Origin of the sequence: Acinetobacter sp. YH12156 (assembly GCF_013418235.1) — a bacterium.
In the GTDB taxonomy this organism is placed as follows: Bacteria; Pseudomonadota; Gammaproteobacteria; order Pseudomonadales; family Moraxellaceae; genus Acinetobacter; species Acinetobacter pseudolwoffii.
The window spans coordinates 104,172-129,643 of the sequence record NZ_VPCL01000013.1; the positions used below are offsets into that span (position 1 = coordinate 104,172).

Below are 25,472 nucleotides of genomic sequence, written 5' to 3' on the forward strand. Positions count from 1 at the left end.
GTGGGTGATGATGCCGGGTTTAGAGAGCAACTAAGAAGAGTGCAATTCGTGTTGAATGAGCCGGGTTAAAGTCTGGGTAAATTGTTGGCCTTGTTCGCCAAAGAACCAGTCCACATGACCGATAATCCAGTCGTAATAAGCCGCATCTGCATGGTTGAGGTTGTGGGTAATGCCCACAAAATACTCCAGCTCTGAAAAAGCGAAATCCAGATGCACGATTTTCAGCAGTTCTGGCAAAATACTAAAATCTTCTTGTGGATGTATCTCGGAAAAATAAGCATGGAGAAAAGCGGTTAAACCGGCTTCATCAATCGGAATATGTGGGTTCTGCTTTAATTCCAACCAATCAATGAAATTACGTTCAATCGTCACAGCCAGATCATAAAGTGCCGAATTTCGGTCAGATAAACCAAAATCAATTACGGCAGTAATCTCCGCTTTGGCATCCGGTGCTGACCAAAATAGATTAGAAGCGTGTAAATCGTTATGGGTCCAAATTCTGCTTGCCTGTTGCAATACAGGCTGAATACGCTGGTGAACCTGTAAGATTTGATCTAAAAAGTAAGGATCTAAATTTTTGTCGGCACAGTAACGGCTTAATTCTGGACTGTTTACAATGCGCCGTTGAATGGCTGTAACGATATTTTCACTGTTTAAAAGCTGCTGATTGGACAATAAATAAGATGCTGATCGGCCTTGCCGCTCAGGAAAATCCTGCATGGCCATATGTAAGCTTGCCAGTAATTGCCCCGCTTTCGCAGCATGTTCAGCATAGAAAAAAGGTTTCCAGGATTGCTGATCTGCATACAGATCTAAGCCGGCTGCTTTTGCATAGACTTCATAGGTCCAGTCACCTAGCTCTAAAGCGGTCAGACCTTGATTTGAGCTAATCAATGCTGCAACAGGAATTTCTTTGCTAGCTAAATGCTGAAGAACGGCATGCTCCTGTAAAATATCGCGGGCACGACGAAAGGAACAATGGCTGCGCTTAATCAAATACTGATGCGCGACTATTTCATCCCTGCTCACAAGATCCTGCTCTACTTTAACCAATACTGCAGATGAAAATGGCCGTGGACTACACCACAAAATCTGAATATGACCTTGTAAACAGGAATACTGCTGCTGCAGGCTTTGTAATTCTGGATCAGAAATATGTGCCCAGTCTTTATTTTCCCAGGCATTGCCCATACCATGACCTAAATCATCAGTCATTGTGGTCATTATCAATATCCCTGAGCCAGATCATCATGTGGTAATGGAGAGTCATCATTTAAGCAAACATCTACACAGTATTTTCAAATACATTTAATATTTAAGGTTTGTCCCAAAATTAAGTGGTACATACCAGTATTAAATTGGAGGCAAGTTTAGCCTTTTAAATATAAAAATAGAATGCTTAATAATTAAAATTATTTTAAAAATAAAAAATCCTAAAAACACAGAAGTTTTTAGGATTTGAATGGATTGGAGATAAATATAAGCTTATGCGTGAATATCTAGGGTCATTTCAATTTTGTCCTGAGACCAGATTTCGATGTCATATTCAATCACCAGATCGTTTGATTTTGAAATACGTTCAATGTAAGTTGCTGTTTGGCTTATAGGAATTCCTAAATATTGGCTCTCAAAATGAGAGACACCGGTATTTTTAATTTTTAACTGACTACTCGTATAATCATAATCAAAGTGATTTTTAATGACATCTTGGACCGAAGTAATCACGTCATAATTCAGCACATCTGGAAATAGCGCAACAGGCAGATAATTGTATTCAAGGAGTACCGGGACATCATCAGCATAACGTAAACGGATAATTTCAATAAAGCCGAGTCTTCTCGTTGCTTCACTAAAAACATCACTGTGATCAAATCGCTCCAGCTGTCTGGTCGAGATCAGTTCTGTTCTGGCATTAAAACCCTGTGCCTTCATATAAGAACGAAAATTTTCAATTGAGTTTGGATAGTATTGAATTTTTTTATTACTCACAAACCAGCCGAGATTTTGCCGTTTGTAAATTTTATCTTCGGCACGAAGCTGTTCATAAGCCTTACGCACTGTTTCCCTTGAACAGTTAAACTTTAATGCCAAGTAACGTTCCGATGGAATCATTTGATTAGAACTGTATTTTTTCAATTCAGCCTCAATCAAATCTCTGATTTCCATATACTTCATTCAGTGAATCCAGCTCGTCAGCGTAAGTTATATTGATGGTACTAAATTAAAGAACAGAGGAAAATTAAAAAAGGTACAGATCAGTAAAAAGATACATTCCCTAGTCTTAATGAGAATTTTTACGGTAATGGTAATCCCCCCTAAAAATATTGATGATGAGAATGCAGGACCTTATCGTCAGCAAAATGTATTAAATTCACTTATGCTCTACTTCCTCACTTGTATCGCAAATTGAATAACATGGCATTTACCACAATGTAATTTTCCCTCCTGCCTTTCTTGCTCCCCGACATAAAAGTGATGGATGTGGTCCTGTCCGAAGACTTCTAGAATGCAACGAGGATCGTATAAATATTCGACATTTGAAGGACCACCGGTTTTATAGTCGATCTGTTCCTTTGAATATAGCTCACCAATAAACCATCCACCGTTGAGCAAGGATTTTCTTATGCCTTCTAAAACCTGTTTTTGTGTTTCTATATCGAAATGACCAAATACACAGATCACATTTTGATAAAACTCCGATGGCCATTGAGCTACTGTTAAATCAACATGTTTAAGTTCAACTTTTATCCCTTGGGCTTCAGCCTTGCTGGACAGATGCGTCAAAGCAACATCAGAATAATCCCAGACTTCCGCTGAAAAAGGGTAACCCTGCTGTCTTGCCCGCTCAGCCAGGTATAAGATATTCCGTCCTTCACCTTCAGCAATTGCCAGTGTTTTACCCTCTATTCGGATTTTGTCCGAAATTTGCTGAATGAAAAGATTTGCTGCTGTGCCATACAGATCTTGCGTCCGGGCATACAATTCATTCCAGTGCTGACTCATTTCAGCCTCCATTTACTAAACGATTCAATCAGCTGGAAAACTCTTTAAATGCCTCTAGGGCATTTGCGGCATACATCAATGAAGGTCCTCCACCCATATAGACGGCAACGCCTAAAACTTCTTCCAGTTCCCGTAGGGTCATGCCCATTTTGACTAAGGTTCGAACATGAAAACCGATACAACCATCACAACGTGCCGCCACACCAATCGCCAAGGCAATTAACTCCTTGGTTTTCGGATCAATCACGCCATCACGCATAGCAGTCTGTGACAATTGGTTAAAACTTTTCATTAAATCAGGCGAATCCTGACTTAAAGTTCTTAAACTGCCCGAAATGTTCTGGGTTAATTCTTTGTATTTCATTGCTTCACCTCAAATAAAGAAATCAGCATTCATTTATATATTCAATAGCTTATTTTTCTACCGGATAGCCCTGTTCCAGCCAGGCCTGGTAACCACCCTGAACCGACTTGACCTGGGTAAAACCCATATTCTGTAAGGTATCGGTTGCCAGTGCTGAACGTCCACCCGTACCACAAATCAAATAAATCGGCTGATCTTTAAGATGTTCCAGTGCCTGCTGGGTATCACAATGATGACTGGCTAAGGGATGCTGGTGAATTCGCATTTCCAAAATACCACGTGGATAATTCACCGCCCGGTCTATCGCTGCTGCTTGGAATTCATCTGGTTCCCGAACATCAATCAGTATGGTTTTATGGTTTTGCATCGCCTCAAACAATTCATTTACGCTGACTTCCTGAATCCGGCTTTTTGCATTCCGGATCAATTGCTCTGCAGTTTTCATCATTTTCATTCTTCCTCGGCCATTAAAACGATATTCACATTGCATAAACGATGCTCAGGGAGATTAAAGCGCTTTAGTTTAGGTACTTAATCGTCTGTTTTAGCCCATGAGCGCTGAATAGATTAAATACATAGCTACCCCAACCACGGTTGTGGCAAATATTTTCTGTACCTTGTTACTGTCAATCCGATGCATCAGACTGCGTCCAATGAACATCCCGACAATACAGGCCAGGACAAAGGCCAGTGTGACCGAAACAGGATATTGAAAGCCCTCCAGTACGTGTGCAGAAATGCTGACCCCACCAATCAGGAAAATAATCATGAGAGAGGTCGCCACGATGCTGCGCATATCGAGATCGGTGAATTTACGCAGGGCTGGAACAATAACAAAACCACCCCCAACGCCAAGCAGACCCGTTAATAAACCTGCCACTACACCAATACCAGCCAGAAAGGAGGCCGTTTTCACATTCCAGATCAGACGACCGGTCGTTTGATTGACCTTGCACGGTGCATTACCATGATCATGGACTTTATTAAAGAAGATCCGGTAAGCAACAATCAGCATGACCAGACTGAAAGCCAGCGTCAGCCAGACTGGAGAAACGATATCAGCCAGATGCACGCCATAACGGGCTGAAGGAATACTGATCAGCGCGATCCAGAGCGCAGCGCGATAACGTACAATACGCTTGAATAAACCTTCGAACGTTCCAACCAAGGCCGACAGCGTGACTGCCAGCAAGCCCACCGGCGCAGCCTGAGCTACCGTCCAACCCTGACTCGCCATCAGTGCCGGTACAGCCAGAATGCCGCCACCAGCACCGGTTAGACCCAGCAAGCCACCAATCGCCAATCCTTCCAGTATTAATGCCCACATCGCCCTCTCCCTTATCCACAAAAATGATTCAATAAAGGTTGAACTTTTTGTTGAATCACGACACAAGCTTATTTGAAGTAGTTAAGAGGAAGCTTGAGGTAAGAAACACCATTTGGTTCTGGCTCAGGAAACTGCCCTGCTTTCATATTGATCTGAATCGCCGGTAGAATCAGTTTAGGCATACTCAGTCCTGAATCCCGCTGGTTGCGCATCTGAGCAAATTCAGCTTTACTGATTCCCTGATGAATATGAATATTCTGTGTCTTTTGTGTCTGTATATCAGATTCACACACATAGGATTCACGTGTTTCAGGCAAATAGTCATGACATAAAAAGACCCGGGTATCTTCTGGCAACTGAAACAGGCTTTGTACCGAATCATAAAGCTGTTCTGCACTGCCACGCGGAAAGTCACAACGTGCTGTACCATAATCTGGCATAAACAGGGTATCACCCACAAAAACCGCATCACCAATCACATAACTCAGGCAAGCAGGCGTATGTCCCGGTGTTGGAATGTTATAGGCTTTCAATGTTCCGATTTGGAACGACTCATGATCTTCAAATAAATAATCAAAGAGCTGCTGGGCATTCCATTGTTTAATATCCAGATGATAAATCGCGCCAAAAGTTTCCTGAACAATACCAATTTTCTGGCTCATGGCAATCTTGCCACCTAACTCAGCTTTGAGGTATTGCGCTGCAGTCAGATGATCAGCATGGACATGGGTTTCCAGAATCCACTCGACCGTTAAACCCTGCTCTTTAATATAGGCAATAATTTTATCGGCATGAATAGTTGAGGTACTTGCTGATGCCGGATCGTAATCCAGAACGCTATCAATAATGGCGCAGGCTTTGGTTGCAGGATCACGTACAACATAACTGAAGGTATTGGTATCTTCGTGAAAAAAATCTTTTACTATAGGTAAGTTTGACATCGTTAAGCTCCTGACCATTTACGGTGAATCCATACACCCACCAGCATTGCTACAATAAAATAGAGCACTTGATAGTGGCCCAAACCGATCAAGGTGAAACTTGGCGCCGGACAGATGCCGGCAATGCCCCAACCTGCACCAAATAAAACCGCACCTGTGATCAGTTTTTTATCTATCTGATTATTTTTAGGTAAATCAATAGGGTCATTAAATACTGTTTTCGGTTGCGCCGTACGTAATGCTTTCTGGAAGGGAATAAAGGCCACCGCAATCGCGCCCATCATGACAAAGGCCAGACTGGCATCCCAATCGCCAAACAGATCCAGGAAATCGAGTACTTTTTCCGGATTGGACATGCCTGATACCATCAATCCCACAGAGAACAGCGCACCAAATAAAAAGGCAAACACATTTTTCATTTTAGAATGCTCCTGTGATATGACGGATAATATAAACAGCGACAAAACCTGCAAACATGAAAGTCATGGTCGCGATGATAGAACGCTTAGACAGGCGACTGATGCCACAAATTCCGTGACCACTGGTACAGCCCGAACCTAAGCGTGTCCCAAAGCCCACTAGCAGACCTGCCACAATCATCATCAGTGGGCTGGCATTCAATTCGATTTCAGGTTGTACAAACAGACCATAAATAAACGGTGTGAGGATCAAGCCTAATAAAAACCAGATTGCAGGCGTTTTAAACATGGTTTTTGAGTTTAATACTTGCCCAATCAAACCACTGATTCCTGCAATACGGCCATTGACGTAAAGATAACCAACTACGGAAAGCCCGAGCATTAAGCCGCCAATAAATGCGATGAGGAAGTCATGCATGATGAATTAATCCCTATACAATATACTTTTTTATATTATATAATAAAAAATATTAATCAAGCAGTTTTATGGTAAATTATGTAAACTGCACGGGCTACATCAAAAGTTGTGAGGACATTTATGGATATGATTGCTGAAAATGCCAAAATTGATTTTTCTCAAGTCGATTTCGTCAGCCAATGCCTAAAAGTTTTGGCCAATCCTGATCGTCTGAAAATCTTATGTGTCCTGGTCGATGGGGAAATGAATGTTCAGGAAATTGAAGAATCTACTGACATTCATCAACCTACACTTTCACAACAGCTGACTGTATTGCGTAAGGCTAACATGGTTGGCACCCGACGTGAGGGCAAGCAGATTTTCTATCGTCTGAGTGATCCCAAGGTCTTGAGCCTGATGCAAAAGCTGTACGAGCTGTATTGCGCCTAGCCCTCCTCTTAATGCAACCAAAAAGAAATGATCAGAAGCAGCCCGCTAAAAGCAGTAAACAGGTTTAGCCATACAGGATGCTGGGTATAATAACCTTCAATAAATTCCGGCGGTCCCAGTGATGTCCATCCCCCTCGATATTGCAGGATTGAGGCGATATTCACCAACATGCAAAACACAATCACCGCAATCCCCATCCACTGTGCATAGGCTATTTTTTATGCATAACGTTCATGATCGACTAATTACAATAGCCGGTTGGATTTTTCAATCACAAAACCAAATGCAATTAATGTCAGACCATTCCGGTTCCCTGCCAGAGCGGTTCATTCCAAAGCAAACAATACCCGTGGATGATCCAAAGTGGACATATCTCATCCGATCTTATTGTTCAAAAATTTCTTTGACGTCCATCGCCAGGCCTTGAGTAGATTTAAATTCACCCTGGTTATTTTTCCAGGCCATCGACGGTGTGGAGAAAAAGCCGTATTTCCCCATTAGGGCCTGGTTGGCATCAATTTTTGCAGCAATTTCTGCAGGAATCTTTGCCATTTTCTTGAGCTGCTTTTTGCCTTTATTCTTGTTTATATCATTAAAAACTGCTGCTGGATTTTTCGACATTAACAATGTTGCCACCTGACCACGGCTTTCTTCACGGATCACACCGACCTGAATATGACGCAGCTGTACCTTGCCTGATTCGACCCAAGGCCGAGCCGCCTGCCAGAATTTATAGCAATATGGACAATTCGGATCGGAAAAGACATAAACCACTCGTGGTGCATCCGGCTTGCCATCCTGAATCCAGGTCGATTTTTCCAGGGTTTTCCAGACATCATCCAATACCGCTTTTTTCATATGCTTTTCAATCTGCTCATTGGACAGGCTTTTCCCTTGCGCATCAAACAGTTCGCCCTTGATATAATATTTGTCATCGTTGGAGATAAATACTGTATTGGAGTACTGGTCTTCATGCCCCACCCAACCGGTCATTCCTTGCGGTGCCGGAATCTGTTTTACAAACACAAAACCCTGTTTTTCAATATTCTGTTTAATATTCGCCTGCGTGTGCATGCTCATGATCAGGAACATGCCTGCACCCAGTACCCGGTAAATTCTGTTCATACTAAGTCCTTCCGTTTTTTTAAGGTTGATCTGAAATTATGTTTAAATATTGCTGCAACATGGCCGGACTGAGTTCCCCCATATGCCGCTCGACCAGCTGGCCTTGAGCATTAAAAAACAGCGTCGTTGGCAGGCCAAAACTATTCAGCTGCTGTGGCAGTTCACCATATGGGTCCAGCAGGACATGTTTAAATTGAAACTGATGTTTTCTTAAATAGGCATTTACGGTGGCTACCTCCTCACCCTGATTGAGCATGACAAAATTCACTTGAGGATGCTGCTTGGCTGCTTTGGCCAACACCGGCATTTCGCGATGACACGGCGGACACCAGCTCGCCCACAAATTAATCACCGTGGGCTGGCCAACGAATTGGCTGAGTGGAATCTTGTCTGTACCCAGACGCTCCTGTTCTAGTCCAGCAAAGGCTAGATCAGGAAACGCTGCTTCAGTTTTTAGACTGGATTTGAACGCGAGCCCAAGCCCGATCCAGAGTACAAAGATGATCAGCAAGATGGCTTTGAATCGGGTCTGCAACTGTCTGTTGCGAATGACATACCACACAGCACCAATCAGCACCCCGCCCCATAAATGAAAACCTTTGTCTTGAATTTTCAGTATGTCGATGGGGGCTGCAAAATACAGCTCGGCATTGAGCAGAACGAAAACAAGACGCGCACCCAGCATCCCCAGCAAAAAACTGCTCCAGAGCAAATCCTGACTTTGTCCAAGCTGCTGTTTAGACCATGAATACTTTCTGGCTAATCCAAACAGGACGGCAGATAACAGCATCAAGCCAGTGGCAACAATCATGAGTGTCCAGGGCAACATCAAAGGTCCCAGATGCAGTGCATCACTGGAAATCATCATGGTTGCTCCCCTTGTAGTTGCTGCAATGTGCCTAGTAAATGTGCCGCACTAAAGCTTCCGGTCAAGCGCAACTCGCGCTGTTCCTGATGCGCTGCATTTAAAAATATAAAAGTAGGTGGACCCAGGATTTGCCATTCTTTTAGCAGCTCATCCTGACTTGGATGATAGTGGGTCAGGTCTAATTTGATACGAACCACATTTTGTAAAGCTGCCTGGACATCACTACGTGGAATCACTTCCTTTTCAATCGGTTGACAGGCCACACACCAGTCCGCATAGACATCAATTACCACTGGCTGTGCAGGATGTTTGGCTAAAACCTGTTGCAATTGTGCGGCTGTACTGACCTTCTGCCATTCAAGACGTGATTCCACATGGGCGACCTCTACCTGACTCCAGACATGATAGAGCTGCATGCCTCCTGCAAAGACCAGTAAACCACTGAGCAGTATCAGGACTATTTTCGATACAGACCGATGCACATGGGGCAGCATCTTGAACAAGAAGTAGCCTGAACAGGTGATCAGTACTACACCCAAAAGGCTCAGGTATAAAATGCCGGGCAATAGTGGACGGGCGAAATACAAGGCCAGCGCCAGCATGACAAAACCAAAACTGAACTTCAGGCGATCCATCCAGATGCCAGGTTTGGGTAAAAGATGGGACCCAAATACAGCTGCGATAAATAGCGGCAAGCCCAGTCCAAGGCCTAAGACAAACAGATAGCTGGCACCCAGTATCGGTTGATTGAGCTGAGACACATAGATTAAGGCACCGGCCAACGGTGCACTCATACATGGCCCGACAATCAGTGCGGCGATCATGCCCATGAGACCAGCACCAATCAGCGTGCCGCCCTTCTGTTTTTGCTGCCAGTGATCCAGCCGCTGTAACATGCCTTGGGGTAAGGACAGCTGAAATGCTCCGAACAGATTAAGCGCGAACAAAACAAACAGAATGCTGAAAATACTGATGAATACCGGACTTTGGAACCAGCGCTGAAAACTATAACCAAGCTGTGCCACAGCAAGTCCCATGACCGCATAGACCAGTGCCATACCCAAAACAAAGACCAGCGCAATCAGCGCAGCACGGTAGCCCCGGTGCTGCTGGACCAGAATTCCCGTTAAGATTGGAATCAAGGGTAAGGAACACGGTAAAAATGCCAGCAGAATGCCAAGCCCGAGAAAAAGCAGTGCATTAATTAACAGACCTTGTTCCGACAGCAAACTTAAAAAATACTGGTCATTGTTCCACTGGTCATTCATGCCTGCTGATGAAGTTTGATTTTTAGGGTCTGTAATAAGCTGGTCGTTTTTCTCTGTTAATTCCACCTCAGGCTGCACGACAGGGTCGGAAACTGCAGCGACTTGCACTTTCTCCACCTTTTCTTCAGCCAGTGCTTGATCTGTACTTTGAGTTTGCCCTATAGCTTGGAGCTCATCTTTCTGAGTAGTCAAAATCTTTTCGTTTGCTTCTGGCTGTGTAGTGCTGGCCAGCAGCTTTTGAGGCTTGCTCAAGTTTTGCGCTGGAAATAAACCATCTGCATCAGTTTTTACTGTGGTGCGTTGCACCGGATAACATAAACCGCTTTCTGCACAGCCCTGCCACTGCACCGCAAACTGCTGGTTGGGCTGGACATTCATATTGGTTTTGACTTGCCCATAATGCACCTGAGTCAAACCGAAATTGGGATCATCTTTGTCTTCAGGTTTGGGCAATGCCAACTTGACTGGGGTCTGCTGATGAGACACTTTAAGCTGGTCATGATACAGATAATAACCCTCTGCGATTTTCCAGCTAAGCTCTGCCTGATCCTGACTTGTAGAAACCACCTGAAACTGAAAAGCCTGATCCGGTGGTAAAAAGTCTGCATGTGCAGTTCCCGTCATGATTCCACCGCCGATCACGGCACCCAATATCCACTTCAACATCCAGCTGATCTCCTCCTGTTAGGACTGCATTATTGAAAAACTAAAATTAAGACAACATTAACAGCCCAAATCATTTATAAAATAATGGCAGTTTGATCAGGATGTTCTATGTTTATTGTATTGGTTGAGGATGATCCCTATATCGCACAGAGCATTTGTGCTGCTCTGAACTATCTGAATATTTCAGTGGAGCATGTCAGTCACGCACGTGCTGCAGATTATTTTATCCGGCATAGTGCTGTCGATTTGTGTTTACTGGATTTAGGCCTGCCGGATCAGGATGGCCTGGACTTGCTGCACAGCTGGCGACGCGACCAGATTGATCTCCCGGTACTGGTATTGACGGCACGGCTGCGGACCGATCAGTGTGTTCAGGCCCTGAATGCCGGTGCCGATGACTACCTGACCAAACCCTTTGAGCTGGAGGAACTGATTGCCCGGATTCATGCCCTCACCCGTCGCCACCGCGGCTTTGCCTCGAATACACTGCAATTTGATGACCTGGTTCTGAATCGGGATACCCAGACTGTGACCTACCAAGACCAGGCCGTGAGTTTATCTCGCCGTGAATTCAGCCTGCTGGAAACCCTGATGAGCCACCCCAACCAGATCCTGAAAAATGAACAGCTTATTGACAAGCTCTATGGTTTTCAGGACGCTATCGAGAGCAATGCCCTGAATGTACACATTTATCACCTGAGACAAAAACTACATCCAGACTTGATTCAGACCGTTCGTGGTGTGGGCTATATTTTCAAACCGTTTGAGCATCGTCATGTTTAAGCACAGCTTGAAATGGCGTTTGGCCATGAGTCTTTTGGCCGTGTTTATTGTGCTGTGGAGTGCGGTATTTTCATGGCTGTATATTGACCTGAAACAACGTTTACAAGACACGCTGGATCAACGCCTATCGGCATCTGCGCAAATGGTTGCCCGGCTGATTCAGCAGCTACCGCTGGATAGTCTGGGGGATGCAACCTTATCCAAATTAGCCAAGAATGATGATGCAAACCAGTTAATTGCCTGTGAAGTCTCTCTTTTTAGCTCTGACATCTCGTTAGATAATCAGGTCATTGCCAAAACACGCGGTGCCCCCCAAAATTTAAGCCAGCGACCAGAAGGATTCAGCACCTGGCAGCAGGGTGATACGGAATGGCGCAGTTATGTCCTGCGTCGTGGTGATATTCAGGTGGTGGCGGCAGAACGTATGTTCTTGAGGGATACCTTACTACAGCAGATTCTACAGTCCGTACTGGTTCCCTTGGTCTTCTCACTGCTAATCTGTATTGCCCTGATCATCTTTATTATCCGCAGACAGTTCCGGTCTTTGGATCAGCTCAGTCAATACCTGAACCAGAAAAACCTTAGCTATTCAGAGGCGGCAGATTTTTTAATGCAGCTCAAGCCTGCAAGCATTCCCCAAGAAGTACAGCCTTTTGTCAACAATTCCACGCAGTTGATTCAGAAACTCAATGACAGTCTGCAACAGGAGAAAGCCTTTAGTGCCTATGCTGCACATGAATTACGCAGTCCCCTGACCGCAATTAAAACCCATGTACAACTGGCACAGCTGATCGGTCAGCAGCAGAACCTGCCTGAATCCATTCAGCACAATTTGCAGCAGGCCAATGAGAGTATCCGGCGTTATACACTATTACTCGAGCAGCTTTTATTGCTGACCCAATCAGAAAACAGTCTCCAGGAAATGACTGAGGCCATCTGGCTTCGCCCCACACTTGAGAAAGTTCTTGCAGACTTAGGTACACGCTATCCAGAAATGAACAAAAAAATACAGGTGAACTGGGAAAGTCTAGGCGAAATTCAGCTACCTGAATTTGTGCTGTATACCGTACTGAAAAATCTGCTTGAGAATGCACTGCTGCATGCACAGGCTGAACAGATTTGGATTTCCATGCAGTCTGGTTGCCTGGTGATTGAAGATAATGGCCAGCAACTTACAGCAGAAGATATTCAACATTTAGGACAACGCTTCTGGCGCAAATCTGCTCAGCAGCATGGCCATGGTTTAGGACTGGCATTAACTGCTAACCTGTTAAAACAATATGGCTATCAGCTCTCTTTCAATGCCCGTCGACCCTATGGTGGGCTCAGCATTGAAATAAAGTACGGCGTGTCTAAGCGTGACATGCAAGCTTAGGGATATCCAGCCATACGGCTGTTGGAAAATACCGGGTCAGATACTCCTTTAAATATTGAATGGTATCCATCGCAATCGTTTGATCCTGGTGGTCATCAGCATGGTTAAATGCCACAGCATAAAGCGTGACTTCACGTTGTTTGAGTAGCTCCAGACTCAGTAGAGTATGATTAATACTGCCCAGACGGCCTGAAGTCACCAGAATGACAGGGTAGTGATGCGCTGCAATATAATTGATCGTCAGCATGTCCCGGGTCAGCGGCACCATTAATCCACCCGCTCCTTCAAGCAGAACCCGGTCATAACGCTCGGCCAGTATAGTGGCTGCCTGCTGAATTTTTTCGAAATCGATTGAACGCCGATCCAGTTCAGATGCCAGATGCGGTGAGGCCGGATAGCTAAAGATTTCTGGCATGGTCAGCTTGCCACCTGAGTGCAACTTAATTTAAAAAATAATTGAGGATGTTGTTAAATAAGCTCAAAAAAATAGAAGTGATTACTGGTACGCTTTCACAAGTCCCTTTTTGCTCCGTTCTATATGATAAATCCCGGTCATTGCACTGAATCACTGCTAAAATCTTTTCTTCTATTTGAGTAATGGCCTGCCATACTTAGGCTATTTAGCATACAAAATAAATAAGGAGGCATCATGCCTCTTTGAGCTGTTACTATTTACTTTCTTTTTCCGTTGGCATAAGTCAATCGATTGCTTTTAGACACTATATGGCTGGCAAAATTCCTGTAAATCGAAGGAGTCTTTCAACTGACATAAGCGCTGATACCTTCAGTTAAATCCATGAACTGAGATGCCTCCAGATAATCATTCACTGCTGTAACATGATCCCATCCTGTCCCGGATCACATCACGGGCTGTTTTTAAAACTCCACATAAAACTTTTCAATCAACTGCTGTGTTCTAATCAGCAGATGTTTAAACACATTATCCCGTTCAAATAGCTTCACCTTATAATTTGGCGAGTCTTTAAGTTCTTCCTTGCGCAACAAATGCTTGGAGAACTCGTAATATTCCAGTACATTTTTTATCGTCTCTGGCTTCAAATTCTCCCTCTATGATGCCAGTCAAGGTATTGGCAATATTCCAGATTTTTTGTAGCTGTTGCACCTGGGCATGATTATGACAGTCCAAATCACGAACTCATTAATCCAGTGATTTCGCCTAAAATTTTCAATCATGCCATCGTAAGAAGGTGGCAAAAGACATAGTTTTTCGTGGGATTATGGCGTGAATAATAGTAAGTTTTTGACCCCAAGAAAAAAGTGTAGCAACTTACTACACTTTTTAGATATTCAGAATTTAGGTATTTTCACTTGTATTTTAGACAAGATGTAGCAAGTCCGAACTGCGACATTTTCCCAATGAGCGCCCGCTAATCTCACTAAAAAGATGTACCAGAAATATTCTAGTTATTTGCGAAAAATGTCAGACATGCAAAAAAAATCATTCACTCGGAATGTTTTTCAATGCGCTGTAGCAATTTGCTACACTTTTTAAATAATTTCTTTACCAAAAATCTCATTCAAACGCTCGCGATTTTCCTGAACAAAAGTCGGATCATTTTTGAGCTTATATTTCATCTCTTTCTTGAAATCATTCATGGATGCACCGGCCACAGCAAAATCCATTTGAAACATAATATCGTTCACAATAACATTCGCCTGAGAATCGGTTAAACAGCCTTCGATCTTAAACCACTTGCTGAACTGCGTATAATTCGGATCATTGGCATAGATATACCAGGAACGTACGGTCATATCAAACTTTGCCCCCAACTCTTTCACGATGGCATTATCATCAAAATCTACATCCAAATAGATTTGAGTCTTTTCGTTAAATTGCGGGAGAGCCGCTTCAGTATCTCCACTCATAATTTTAAACCGCACACCCACAATAGGACGGCCTTTCTTAATGGTGTCATATTCTAGTTGCAGACTGGTTTTAGTATTAATTTCTTCAACAATTTTATCCAGAATATAACGCCTAAAATCTACCCAGCGGTCATATTTTTTTTCACCGATGTCAATCAACGCTTTTAAATTCTCTAAGGTGAGCTCAACTTCATAGGTGTCGAGATTCGCATACTTAAATTCATTTTTAACAATATAAGAATATAGACTCATACTTGTGACAGAGTCTAAAGCAAATAAATCTTTCAACTGGTAAGTGGTAAAATTCCCACTGGCCAGACGGGTGAAGTAAGGCAGCACTTCACTGGTAAAGCGAATCTGCAAGGCATTTTTGGCATCATCTTCCCAGCGCAGTTCCCGGATAATCGGTACCACAGAATGGACTTTTTTTACTTTACGCTTGACGTCATCTACAGGCTCTTCAATTACAAAATGAGCAACCCGAGATGAAAGTTCCCTATAAATCCGGTCAATAGCCACATTAATGGAATTCTTCTTATTGAGTCCTAACAATTCCCCCAAATCTTCTTTATGCAGATAGATATAGGTTTTCTCGGTAATTTCACGATCTTGGTTATTTTTTTCACCATAGTTTGCAACCGCCATTGCATAAAGCAGTGCCTTATATTCATTAGAAGACAATTCAATAGGGCGAATTAAGCGGTTACTGGTACTCACCACTCCATTCTGTCGAATATTGCCGATACAATAAGGTAAATATTCTATTTCTTGTTTTTCGTTAAAATCGCTCATAAGTGAAAAATTAAAAGTTATTCCCCCTATTTATACATAAAAGTGGAATAACATTCAACATCTTCACCTTACAGATTCACTTTAAGTGCTTATCCCTTTAAAAGGATGTGCTAAAGATCAAGAGTGGAAAGCATGTCATCATTTTTTTAGATTTAGCCTAATCCTTAACCCAAAGGTGGAAACTTTGAAAAAATTTCCACTTATTAGTGACAAGCTTTCCACTTTTATCAACTGAGAAGAGCTTAAATCGTTTTCTTTGCATTTTTTTGTGGCCAAAAATACCGTTATAAGTGAAAAAATCATTTGGTTTAGCACTTTTCAGTGACAAAGCTTCCACCTTTAGAGAGAATCAAGTACTAAATCGGACTTTTTTTTGCAATTTTTAAAGGGAAAACATAACTTATCCACAAGTATAAAAATAAGCGTGACAAGTCTTCCACCTTTAAAGTCAGATCATGATACTTATCAACAGATTAAAGTTTTGAATTTAAATATTTTTATAACTTAATTTCATGTTTTTTTTTAAACCAGTGACAAGTCTTCCACCATAGTGACAAGTCTTCCACCTTTCAGTGACAGCTCTTCCACCTTTCAGTGACAAGTCTTCCACCTTTCAGTGACAAGTCTTCCACCTTTCAGTGACAAACCTTCCACTTTTCGGTGACAAACCCTCCACCTTTAAAGACGTAAGGTATTGTTTTAAAAAGGGAAAAATTGTCCTAATTATAATTACTTAATTATATTAATTAATACTAATTATAATTAGCTAGCTATATTTTATATAAAACTTTAATTTGTTTTCTTTGTTAGCCGATATTGATTCGTACTTTAATATCATTCAAATAAAGTGTAGCAAGTTGCTACAAGTTCCACTATATTAGGATCATTCGAATGGGGTCTGATATGACAAATAAATCGACTAAAATTATTGCTGTAGCAAACCATAAAGGTGGTTGCGGGAAGACCACCACGGTTGTTCATCTGGCTGCAGAGCTAGCAGACTTGGGGCATAAAGTATTGGTGATTGATTTAGATCCACAAGCCAATGCAAGTTTACATATCGGATTAAGACATCCGAGTGAGGTTGAAACCACTTCTGCTGAATTACTGGTAGGTGATTTGAACCTATTGTCTGATGCCTTACAAGAAGAAACCAATTTTAAAAATGTTTCTTTAATTTATGGTTCACTTACTTTAGGTAAAACAGAAGACCAACTTAAAGATGATGCCCCAAGACCCTCTGAAGAGCTCTCTAACAAGTTGGAATTATTAAACGGATTATATGATTTCATCCTGATTGACTGTCCTCCAAGCCTAAAACTTCTGACCAGTAATGCCTTGGCTGCATCTACCCATGTTATGGTGCCGATTGAATCCGGTTCACAATATGGCCTATATGGTGTCACTGACTTAATTAACCATTTAAGTAAAATAAGACGGGTCAATCCCGAATTGAAACTGTTAGGTGCTTTGCTGATTAAACATGATGAACGTCAAAACGTCTGTAAACTGATACGAGATGAAGCTTTAAGCCAGGTCGGCGAATTGTTAAAAACGACCATTCCAATGAGTACGAAAGTCAATCAAGCAGCAATTTTACAACAGCCATTGTTGCGCGTAGATAAAAATTCTAAAGTTCGTAAAGCGTTCCAAGATTTAGCGAAAGAAATCATCAATCGTGTTGAATAAAGGCACTCTGAGAATCCTATGGTAAGTACAAAAGAATTGTTGGCACAACGTCTTCAGCAAAATACTCAAAAGCATCAACAAGCTCAGCAAGAGCATGTCAACGATGTGAAAGAATTACGTCGTAATGTCCAAATTACAGACATTCAACCTAGTCCCAATCAGCCACGAAAAATATTCAATCAGCAAGATATTGAAGATTTAGCAGCCTCGATTGAGGAGATTGGATTATTGCAGCCGATTGCAGTTCGGCGAGTACAGGACAAATATGAGTTAATTGCAGGTGAACGACGCTTGAAAGCGCATCAAATTCTCAATAAAAACACCATTGAAGTGATTGTCATCGATGCATCAGATGAAGAAGTTGCACTGTTAACCTTGGCTGAGAATTTAAAACGGGAAGACTTAACAGATTATGAAATTTATGTCGGTCTGAGTTCTCTGGATGAGAAATTAAAAAAGAACAAGCAAAAGCTGGCAAAATCATTAGGCATGAATCGAGAGGATATGTATAAATATCTATCTTTCGAAAAATTACCGAAAGAACTGATTGCCGATTTAGAACAACAACCGACATTGTTGGCACGCACTGCCGCCACAGCTGTGAAAAAGTTTCTTTCAGATTATGAAGAGAATTACAGTAATGCTAAAAAAGCACTGCTAGAAGCTTGGGCGAAATTACTGAAAAAAGAAGTTGAGCAAACAAAACTGGCCTTATTGGCAGAAAAAATTTTAAAGTCGAAAGAAAACAAAGAGCCAATTAAAACGTCAATCGTGCATAAAATTGAATATGATGGAAAAGTCGCAGGGAATATTAAGTTTGATCACAACATTTTAAAAGTGTCATTAAAAATGAGTGAATTTGATGAACAAAATTTACAAGAGCTGGAAAATTTGCTGAAAAAAATGCTGAAAAAATAAAATGAAGGCACTGTAGCAACTTGCTACAGTACTTTGTTCAATTGAATTTCGCCGATTTTTATACTTTTTGAATTTATATGCTATAAATATTGCTTGTTTTTTACTCGAGAATAAAAAATGTTAATTCAATTAAAAAAAGATTTTTTCCTTAACGCTGATCATATTGTTTCGGCAGAAATTATCCCACTTGAATCGAATGCTTTTTCAGTCGTGATTAAAAGCTCCTCGACAAATCAGGGAAATAAAGGGACGATCAATATTGATTTTGAGGATTATGATGCAGCCCGTACATTGATCAATAAAATCAAAAAAGCACTTAAATAAATTTCTGACCGTATTTGTATGATTGCTGGATCGAGCACTGAATCATAACTTTGATTAGTTGGAGCATAACAGCATACAGCTTAGCTGATAGGGCTGGTTTCATTTATTCTAAATACTCGATGCCTATTCTGCCCAATCATTTGTTCTATTCATCAACCGAATATACTGAAAGTCACAGTAGGGTATTTAGAAAGATGCAAAGCCCTGTCATTATGACTGATGTCCGATTTGGATTTAGCTTTATTGCCCTATTCAGCTCAACATTTTGGAGAGGGTTTAGGCAGTAAATTTAGAATGTTTTTCTAAGTTTTAGAAAGTGATTTTGTAGCATTGGGTTTGCGTATTTATGTTAAATTAAACAGAGTAATACAATCCAAGGTACCTGGGGTCTCAGTTGTTATATAAAATACTTCTATCTTTGAATCTGAATTTACGCAAGCTGATTCTGATTTCAACGATCCTCAGCGTTTCCTGTTTATTTGTGATTAGCCTGTTTATTCTGAATTATGTGGTTAAACAGCAACTGATTCAGAATTCACTCTCTATAAATGAAAAATACGCAGCCAAGATTGCGATGGGTGTGAATCGTGATGTCAGCAATATGTTGCAGGAGTTGCAGTATAGTGCTCAGCAATTAGGGCAAAACTTTTACAATACGCCACTGCGACAGGCTGAAGTCAAACGGCTAAAAAACCAGTCGAATAACTTTAACAGTATTTTTATGGTAGGCCAGCGAAATCAGATACTTGCTTATGCACCAGTATCATTAGACCTAAAATTCCACACACCCTATAATACAGCGGGTATTGTTGGATCACTTAAAAGCAAAAAGACGTATATTTCGGCACCCTATTGGTCAAGCAAAAAAAATCTGGTTGTATTGATATCACAGCCTATTTACGACGTGAATCAAAATTATAAGGGCTTTATCAGCGGTACGATTTATCTGCAGAAGAATAATATAATCAGTGAAATGCTGTTCAATCAATTTGATTTCAAAAAAAGTTATATGTATGTGATTGATCAGCAGAACCGTATTATCTTCCATCCAGATTCGAGTCGGATTGGCGAAAAAATTGTAAATAATAGTGGTCTGGACTATATCAATAAAAACAAGAAAGGATCCGTCCGTCTGACGAATAGCTTGGGGATTGATAACCTGGCCGGTTTTGCCTATGTTCCGAGTGTGAACTGGATTGTGGTTTCGCAGCAACCTACGGATGAACTTCTTGAACAGGCCAATGAATTAATTTTAAAAGTTTCTATCGGCATATTTATCTTTTATCTGTTTATTTTCTTTATCGTCTGGCGGATGTCGCTGTTTATTTCTTCGCCGTTGACTCGTTTGGCGAAAATGGCCAGTATGCTAAGTAAAAATGATATTCAGGATAAAATCAGCCAGGTTGATCCTTGGTATTTCGAGGTATTTAAGTTTAGGGCCTCGCTACTTTTGAGCTCGAAAACATTTAATAACAAGATCTCAGAATTACGCCAACATATCAATATTGACCCCTTGACCGGCCTTTATAACCGTCGTGGCATGCAATATCTTCTGGATGAATTAATCAGTACGGGTACTCATTTTGCGGTACTCGCTATCGATATTGATTTCTTTAAAAAGATCAACGATAGCTATGGACATGACCGCGGAGATGAGGTTTTAAAGCGATTGGCTTTTTTAATGCAGAAAAATTTCAGAAGCCATGATCTCTGCTGTCGCACTGGTGGGGAAGAGTTTATCGTACTGATGATGACCTCCGATATTCGGGTTGCTTTCAATGCTGCCGAACGTCTCAGAACGAGTATGCAAGCAAGTCAAATTGAAGGAGTTGAAGAAATCACCATTTCCGTGGGTATCGCATTCTGTCCGAGTGATTCAGTAAGCGTCAAACAGGTTTTTAAAATGGCAGACAATAAGCTGTATGAAGCGAAAAATAATGGGCGGAACTGTGTTCGTATGACGCAAAAATTAGCCAAGTAAAATGTCGGCACAAACAGGCTGATTTTTTTAAATCTTTTTCTGCTCAAGCATATTCAGCACAGGGACCTTGCGGAGTTACATGAGCTTTAATCGAGATCAGCTTCAGTCTGTGCCCGAGCATGCACTGGTAAAATTTGGTATATGGGTCTGTCCGGGGAGCTTTAATGGATAAATAAAGTGAATTAAGCACGACAATTCATGTCCTTTTGCAGCTTTTTACTGCTGCATGATTTAGAATTTTAGGTAAAATCACTTGATTAATGATTTACTTATTTGGAATTCTATAACAATGACCCACGTACAACTGCAACAATTACAAAAACAACTTTGGAATATTGCCAATACTTTGCGTGGCACCATGGGCGCCGATGAATTCCGTGATTACATTCTGGGTTTTATTTTCTTTAAGTATTTGTCGGAAAAGTCGGTTAATTTTGCTAATGAATTGCTGGATGGCGAAGACATCAGCTTTTTAGAGCTGGATGAAAACAATCCTGAGCATGTGCCTTATATCGAAGAAATCAAAAAGAATGCCATTGCAGAAGTCGGTTATGCACTCACGCCAAAACAACTATTCCATACCTTAGCTGAGCGTGGCCGTCAGGGCGAATTCATTCTGGATGATTTAACTGCAACCTTAAAATCGATTGAGCAAAGTACCTTAGGTACCGATTCTGCCGATGACTTTGCCAATCTGTTTGAAGATATGGATCTGAATTCGACCAAGCTCGGCAACAATGCCAGCGACCGTAATGCACTGGTGGCGAAAGTCCTCAGTCATCTGGATGATATTGATTTTGATATTTCCAATACCGAAGCCGATGTACTGGGGGATGCCTACGAATACCTGATTGGTGAGTTTGCCTCAGGTGCGGGCAAGAAAGCTGGTGAGTTCTATACCCCGCAAACCGTATCGACTTTACTGGCCAAGATTGTCACCCAAGGCAAGGAGCGTTTACGTTCAGTCTATGATCCGACTTGCGGTTCAGGTTCTTTGTTGCTGCGGGTAAAACGTGAAGTCAAAGATGTGGATATGATTTACGGTCAGGAGATGAACCGTACCACTTACAACTTGGCGCGCATGAACATGATTCTGCATGATGTGCATTTTGCCAAGTTCGACATCAAACAGGAAAACACTTTAACCCGTCCGCAGCATCTGGATAAAAAGTTTGATGCGGTGGTGGCCAATCCGCCATTTTCAGCCAACTGGTCAGCCGATCCATTATTTTTACAGGATGAACGCTTTGCTGCGTATGGCAAACTGGCGCCAAGTTCCAAAGCCGATATGGCTTTTGTGCAGCACATGCTGTATCAACTGGATGACAACGGCACTATGGCGGTGGTGTTACCGCATGGCGTGTTGTTCCGGGGTTCCAGTGAGGGCGTGATTCGTCAGTACCTGATTGAACAGTTGAATGTGGTGGATACCATTATTGGTCTACCGGCCAATATTTTCTATGGCACCTCGATTCCGACCTGTATTTTGGTATTGAAGAAAAACCGTGAGCAGAGCGGCAATATTCTGTTTATTGATGCCAGTAACGAGTTTGAAAAGCAGAAGAACCAAAACAAGCTTTTGCCTGAGCATTTAGACAATATTATTTCGGCATTTGAAAAGCGTCAGGACATCGAAAAATACGCGCATGTAGCAACTTTACAGGAAGTGAAAGACAACGATTACAATCTGAATATTCCGCGTTATGTCGATACTTTTGAAGCGGAAGCTGAGATTGATCTGGATGTGATTGCCCAACAGCTGCAACAGCTGGAAAAAGACAGTCAAAAAACCGATGCGGTAATTGCAGAGTTTTGCAAAGAGCTAGGCATTGCTTCGCCTTTTTCGGAGGTGAAGTAATGACTACACCGAAGTTAAGATTTAAAGAGTTCTCCGAAGATTGGGGTAGCAAAAAAATTATTGAATTGGCAGATTATGTAGACTATAGAGGGAAAACTCCAAAAAAAGTTGAATCAGGTGTTTTATTAGTAACTGCAAAAAATATTAAACAAGGATATTTAGATTACTCTGCTTCGCAGGAGTTCATTGAAGAGTCAGCTTTTGATGATGTCATGCGTAGAGGAAAAGTAGAGTTAAATGATGTTTTAATTACTACTGAAGCACCGTTGGGTAATGTTGCAAGTGTTGATAGAACAGACATAGCATTAGCACAACGAGTTATCAAATATCGAGGAAAAATTGGTTTATTAGATAATCTGTTTTTGAAACAAAAGTTTTTATCTGAAAGCTTTCAGGAAATTTTAAAGTCAAAAGCTACAGGTGGAACTGTTCAAGGAATTAAAGGTAGTGTTTTACATCAAATTCCACTAATTGTTCCATCAAAAGAAGAACAAACCAAAATCGCTGCTTTTCTTTCTGCCGTGGATGAAAAGATTAGCCAACTCAGCCAAAAACATGTGCTACTGAGCCAATATAAACAAGGCATGATGCAAAAGCTGTTTAGTCAGCAGATTCGTTTTAAAGCGGATGATGGTAGTGAGTTCGGGGAGTGGGAAGAAAAGAAACTTTCTGAAATTTGTATAAAAATTAAAGATGGCACACATTTTTCACCTAAAACTTTTGAAGTTGGTGACTACAAGTATTTGACCTCAAAGAATGTTAAAAATGGCTATTTAGATTTCTCAAAGCTAGAATATGTAAATAAAGAAGAACATTTAAAAATTTATTCTTCTTGTGATGTGCAGTTTGGTGATGTGCTTTTAACGAAAGATGGCACTATTGGTCAGTGTTGTGTAAATACTTTGAGAGAAGAATTCAGTCTACTTTCAAGCGTAGCATTCTTAAGGCTACAACCTGAGTACTATAATTATTTCTTATATCATTTGTTTGTATCTGATTTTGGACAAAAAGAAATTAATGGAGCTATAGCTGGTCAAGCATTGAAGCGGATTACCTTAACAAAAATAAATGATTTTAGTTTTAGTTTTCCTTGCTTGGCAGAACAAACCAAAATCGCCAAATTTCTATCTACTATCGACCAAAAAATTGACGTAGTGGTACAGCAAATTGAACAAGTTAAACAGTGGAAAAAAGGCTTGTTGCAGCAGATGTTTGTCTAGGGGGAAAGTTATGGCAAATTGGCTAGTAACCGTGAATTATGCTGAGTTTGATTTAGAAGCAGCTTATGATGCTTTGCCGCAGATTTATTGGAAGAATTCAGCCACTAGTGAAGGTAAAGGGTTACAAATCAATGATATTGTTCATGTATATGTGACCCAACCCATCTCAAAGGTGATGTATCAATTCAAAGTTCTGGGGCATGCGGAAAACTCAGAATACCCAGTAGCGCAGAAAGTATTTTGGTCGGATAAAAAGAAAATTGAAAGTTATCTAGGTGGATACTCTATTTTTGAAAAGTTAAACAAAGTGGATAAATCCACTTTGTCTTTTGAATATTTCAGACAGGAAAACTTAATTCCTGATGCTCCTATTCAAGGCCGTCGCACAGATCGAGATAAAGCTTCAAATGATCCAATCCGCATTTTTTTAACTCACATTTTTAATGAGTTTAAAACTGATAGTGTGAATACCGACTATCCCGATGAAGCAGGTTTAGAAAATGAAACCTTTCCTGAAGGAGCTAAGCAAACGGTTTTAGTGAATAAATATGAGCGTAATCCTGAAGCAAGGGCTAAATGTATAGAAATTCATGGAACACGCTGTTATGTCTGTGGCTTAAGCTTTGAACATATGTATGGCTCATTTGCTAAAGATTTCATCCACATACATCATCTTAAGCCTTTGCACACGATTGGCGAAGAGTATGAAGTAGATCCTAAAGAGGATCTTCGACCTGTATGCCCGAACTGTCATGCCATGCTCCATAAAACCGAAAATGGTATTCCAATGACAATTAAGAGATTAAAACTCTTATATAGCGTTTCTTTGAGTAATCCACTTAGACAAACATTTGCAGAATAAATAATTCGAGATTTTTAATGCAGCTTTATCAAACCCAAGCACAGTCATTAGTAGAACTTACAGAAGATCCTTTTCGTTTGGAAAGAGAAATTCAAACCCTGTTTGAAAACAATCTTTACAGTTTTACAGGTCTGGAATTCATCAAGTCTGAATTCACCATTAAAAATAACCGTATTGATACACTGGCTTTCGATCCCGAAAGTCAGGCCTTCGTAATTATCGAATACAAGCGTGAACGCAATTATAGCGTGATTGATCAAGGCGTTTCTTATCTGAATCTGATGCTCGACTATAAGGCAGATTTTATCGTGGAGTACAACGAGAGCCAGAGCAAACAGCTTAAACGTCACGATGTCGACTGGTCACAAAGCCGAATCATCTTTGTTTCACCGAGCTTTACCGACTATCAAAAGCAGTCCACCAACTTTAAAGATTTAGGTATTGAGCTGTGGGAAATCAAACGTTATCAGGGTGGAATTGTTTCTGTCAATCCATTGCAGAAAGCCAAATCAGCGCCTTCAATAAAGCAAGTGCAAAAGGTTGAGTCTGAAGACATTCAAAAGATTGCCAAAGAAATTCAGCAATATGATGAAGCCTATCACTTGGCGGATAAGTCCGATGACATCAAAGAGCTATATGAGCAATTCAGGGACTCAATTCTGGGCTTAACTACCGATTTAGATATCCATCCTAAGAAAATGTATATCGCCTTCCGTAAGGGTAAGCGCAACTATGTCTATATGAGTATTGGGACAAAGCAAATTCGTATATGGTTGAATATGCCTTTTAATCAACTGGATGACCCGAAACAGCTCGCGAAAGATGTGACCAATATTGGACATTGGGGCAATGGCGATTGTGAGGTGATCGTGTCAGATACAGAAAATTTAGAATATATCTTGAGTTTAATTAAACAGACATTGAAGTGAATAATTTAAGATTTTAGAGGGGAAGG

24 protein-coding genes and 3 pseudogenes are annotated in these 25,472 nt (G+C 41.2%); 11 read left to right on the forward strand and 16 right to left on the reverse strand.

Translation table 11 applies throughout. The features are described 5' to 3' along the window. Positions 1–30 precede the first annotated feature (30 nt). The 9 genes from FTU87_RS12055 to FTU87_RS12095 form a co-directional block, all read right to left on the reverse strand. Positions 31–1,224 (reverse strand): phosphotransferase enzyme family protein, encoded by a 1,194-nt coding sequence (locus FTU87_RS12055; RefSeq protein WP_005093759.1) that lies wholly within the window; start codon positions 1,222–1,224, stop codon positions 31–33. Positions 1,225–1,485: 261 nt separating this feature from the next. Then, positions 1,486–2,175 carry a GntR family transcriptional regulator gene (locus tag FTU87_RS12060; protein WP_005093757.1) on the reverse strand — a complete coding sequence of 230 codons (690 nt, stop codon included), beginning with the start codon at positions 2,173–2,175 and terminating at the stop codon, positions 1,486–1,488. A gap of 207 nt (positions 2,176–2,382) precedes the next feature. After that, positions 2,383–3,003 carry a class I SAM-dependent methyltransferase gene (locus tag FTU87_RS12065; protein ID WP_005093755.1) on the reverse strand — a complete coding sequence of 207 codons (621 nt, stop codon included), beginning with the start codon at positions 3,001–3,003 and terminating at the stop codon, positions 2,383–2,385. A gap of 28 nt (positions 3,004–3,031) precedes the next feature. Next, positions 3,032–3,367 carry a carboxymuconolactone decarboxylase family protein gene (locus FTU87_RS12070; protein ID WP_005093752.1) on the reverse strand — a complete coding sequence of 112 codons (336 nt, stop codon included), beginning with the start codon at positions 3,365–3,367 and terminating at the stop codon, positions 3,032–3,034. A gap of 49 nt (positions 3,368–3,416) precedes the next feature. Next, positions 3,417–3,812 carry a rhodanese-like domain-containing protein gene (locus FTU87_RS12075; protein ID WP_035337430.1) on the reverse strand — a complete coding sequence of 132 codons (396 nt, stop codon included), beginning with the start codon at positions 3,810–3,812 and terminating at the stop codon, positions 3,417–3,419. Between the two features lie 99 nt (positions 3,813–3,911). Beyond that, on the reverse strand, positions 3,912–4,694 hold the full coding sequence (locus FTU87_RS12080; protein ID WP_074382697.1) for a sulfite exporter TauE/SafE family protein: 783 nt from the start codon (positions 4,692–4,694) through the stop codon (positions 3,912–3,914). A 68-nt stretch (positions 4,695–4,762) separates the two neighbouring features. Continuing rightward, positions 4,763–5,635, reverse strand: a complete 873-nt coding sequence (locus FTU87_RS12085) for an MBL fold metallo-hydrolase (RefSeq protein ID WP_074382696.1) — start codon at positions 5,633–5,635, stop codon at positions 4,763–4,765. Positions 5,636–5,637: 2 nt separating this feature from the next. Beyond that, positions 5,638–6,054, reverse strand: coding sequence for a DUF6691 family protein (locus tag FTU87_RS12090; protein ID WP_053579073.1), 417 nt, complete (start codon positions 6,052–6,054; stop codon positions 5,638–5,640). A 1-nt stretch (position 6,055) separates the two neighbouring features. Beyond that, on the reverse strand, positions 6,056–6,472 hold the full coding sequence (locus tag FTU87_RS12095; RefSeq protein ID WP_016659403.1) for a YeeE/YedE family protein: 417 nt from the start codon (positions 6,470–6,472) through the stop codon (positions 6,056–6,058). Between the two features lie 120 nt (positions 6,473–6,592). On the opposite strand from FTU87_RS12095, the gene FTU87_RS12100 reads away from it, so the two are divergent. Next, on the forward strand, positions 6,593–6,901 hold the full coding sequence (locus tag FTU87_RS12100) for a metalloregulator ArsR/SmtB family transcription factor (protein ID WP_005247061.1): 309 nt from the start codon (positions 6,593–6,595) through the stop codon (positions 6,899–6,901). An 8-nt stretch (positions 6,902–6,909) separates the two neighbouring features. Here FTU87_RS12100 and FTU87_RS15245 read toward each other — a convergent pair. From FTU87_RS15245 to dsbD, 4 genes and pseudogenes are all read right to left on the reverse strand, one after another. After that, positions 6,910–7,221: pseudogene (locus FTU87_RS15245) on the reverse strand (DUF202 domain-containing protein). A 64-nt stretch (positions 7,222–7,285) separates the two neighbouring features. After that, positions 7,286–8,026 carry a thiol:disulfide interchange protein DsbG gene (gene dsbG / locus FTU87_RS12110; protein WP_016659404.1) on the reverse strand — a complete coding sequence of 247 codons (741 nt, stop codon included), beginning with the start codon at positions 8,024–8,026 and terminating at the stop codon, positions 7,286–7,288. Positions 8,027–8,045: 19 nt separating this feature from the next. After that, positions 8,046–8,894, reverse strand: a complete 849-nt coding sequence (locus FTU87_RS12115) for a TlpA disulfide reductase family protein (protein ID WP_180097497.1) — start codon at positions 8,892–8,894, stop codon at positions 8,046–8,048. Then, positions 8,891–10,828 carry a protein-disulfide reductase DsbD gene (gene dsbD / locus FTU87_RS12120; protein WP_180097499.1) on the reverse strand — a complete coding sequence of 646 codons (1,938 nt, stop codon included), beginning with the start codon at positions 10,826–10,828 and terminating at the stop codon, positions 8,891–8,893. Before dsbD ends, FTU87_RS12115 begins: the two co-directional genes overlap by 4 nt. A gap of 108 nt (positions 10,829–10,936) precedes the next feature. Between dsbD and FTU87_RS12125 the strand changes: the two genes are divergently transcribed. Next, positions 10,937–11,611 (forward strand): response regulator transcription factor, encoded by a 675-nt coding sequence (locus FTU87_RS12125; protein WP_005093734.1) that lies wholly within the window; start codon positions 10,937–10,939, stop codon positions 11,609–11,611. After that, on the forward strand, positions 11,604–12,986 hold the full coding sequence (locus FTU87_RS12130) for an ATP-binding protein (protein ID WP_005093731.1): 1,383 nt from the start codon (positions 11,604–11,606) through the stop codon (positions 12,984–12,986). Before FTU87_RS12125 ends, FTU87_RS12130 begins: the two co-directional genes overlap by 8 nt. Here FTU87_RS12130 and bioD read toward each other — a convergent pair. The 3 genes and pseudogenes from bioD to FTU87_RS12140 all read right to left on the reverse strand — a co-directional run. Continuing rightward, positions 12,964–13,410 (reverse strand): annotated as a pseudogene (gene bioD, locus FTU87_RS12135) (dethiobiotin synthase); the annotation flags it as partial. The gene FTU87_RS12130 and the pseudogene bioD overlap by 23 nt on opposite strands. Positions 13,411–13,862: 452 nt before the next feature. Beyond that, a pseudogene (locus FTU87_RS15195) lies at positions 13,863–14,051 on the reverse strand (hypothetical protein); the annotation flags it as partial. 444 nt (positions 14,052–14,495) lie between these two features. Next, on the reverse strand, positions 14,496–15,665 hold the full coding sequence (locus tag FTU87_RS12140; RefSeq protein ID WP_005093725.1) for a replication initiation protein: 1,170 nt from the start codon (positions 15,663–15,665) through the stop codon (positions 14,496–14,498). 903 nt (positions 15,666–16,568) lie between these two features. Here FTU87_RS12140 and FTU87_RS12145 point away from each other — a divergent pair. The 8 genes from FTU87_RS12145 to FTU87_RS12180 all read left to right on the forward strand — a co-directional run bounded on the left by FTU87_RS12145 (position 16,569) and on the right by FTU87_RS12180 (position 25,446). Beyond that, positions 16,569–17,354, forward strand: a complete 786-nt coding sequence (locus FTU87_RS12145; RefSeq protein WP_035337428.1) for a ParA family protein — start codon at positions 16,569–16,571, stop codon at positions 17,352–17,354. Between the two features lie 18 nt (positions 17,355–17,372). Then, positions 17,373–18,272 carry a ParB/RepB/Spo0J family partition protein gene (locus tag FTU87_RS12150; protein WP_005093722.1) on the forward strand — a complete coding sequence of 300 codons (900 nt, stop codon included), beginning with the start codon at positions 17,373–17,375 and terminating at the stop codon, positions 18,270–18,272. A gap of 117 nt (positions 18,273–18,389) precedes the next feature. Next, entirely contained in the window at positions 18,390–18,596 is a 207-nt protein-coding gene (locus tag FTU87_RS12155; protein ID WP_074382693.1) for a hypothetical protein, read from the forward strand. A 394-nt stretch (positions 18,597–18,990) separates the two neighbouring features. Next, positions 18,991–20,577: a sensor domain-containing diguanylate cyclase gene (locus tag FTU87_RS12160; RefSeq protein WP_180097501.1), complete on the forward strand. Its 1,587-nt coding sequence runs from the start codon at positions 18,991–18,993 to the stop codon at positions 20,575–20,577. A 289-nt stretch (positions 20,578–20,866) separates the two neighbouring features. Further along, positions 20,867–22,435: a type I restriction-modification system subunit M gene (locus tag FTU87_RS12165; protein WP_180097503.1), complete on the forward strand. Its 1,569-nt coding sequence runs from the start codon at positions 20,867–20,869 to the stop codon at positions 22,433–22,435. After that, positions 22,435–23,655, forward strand: a complete 1,221-nt coding sequence (locus FTU87_RS12170; protein ID WP_180097505.1) for a restriction endonuclease subunit S — start codon at positions 22,435–22,437, stop codon at positions 23,653–23,655. Before FTU87_RS12165 ends, FTU87_RS12170 begins: the two co-directional genes overlap by 1 nt. A gap of 10 nt (positions 23,656–23,665) precedes the next feature. Further along, entirely contained in the window at positions 23,666–24,517 is an 852-nt protein-coding gene (locus FTU87_RS12175) for an HNH endonuclease (RefSeq protein WP_159516670.1), read from the forward strand. A gap of 17 nt (positions 24,518–24,534) precedes the next feature. Further along, a complete protein-coding gene (locus FTU87_RS12180; RefSeq protein ID WP_159516669.1) occupies positions 24,535–25,446 on the forward strand; it encodes a DUF5655 domain-containing protein in 912 nt (303 codons plus the stop codon). Positions 25,447–25,472: the final 26 nt, after the last annotated feature.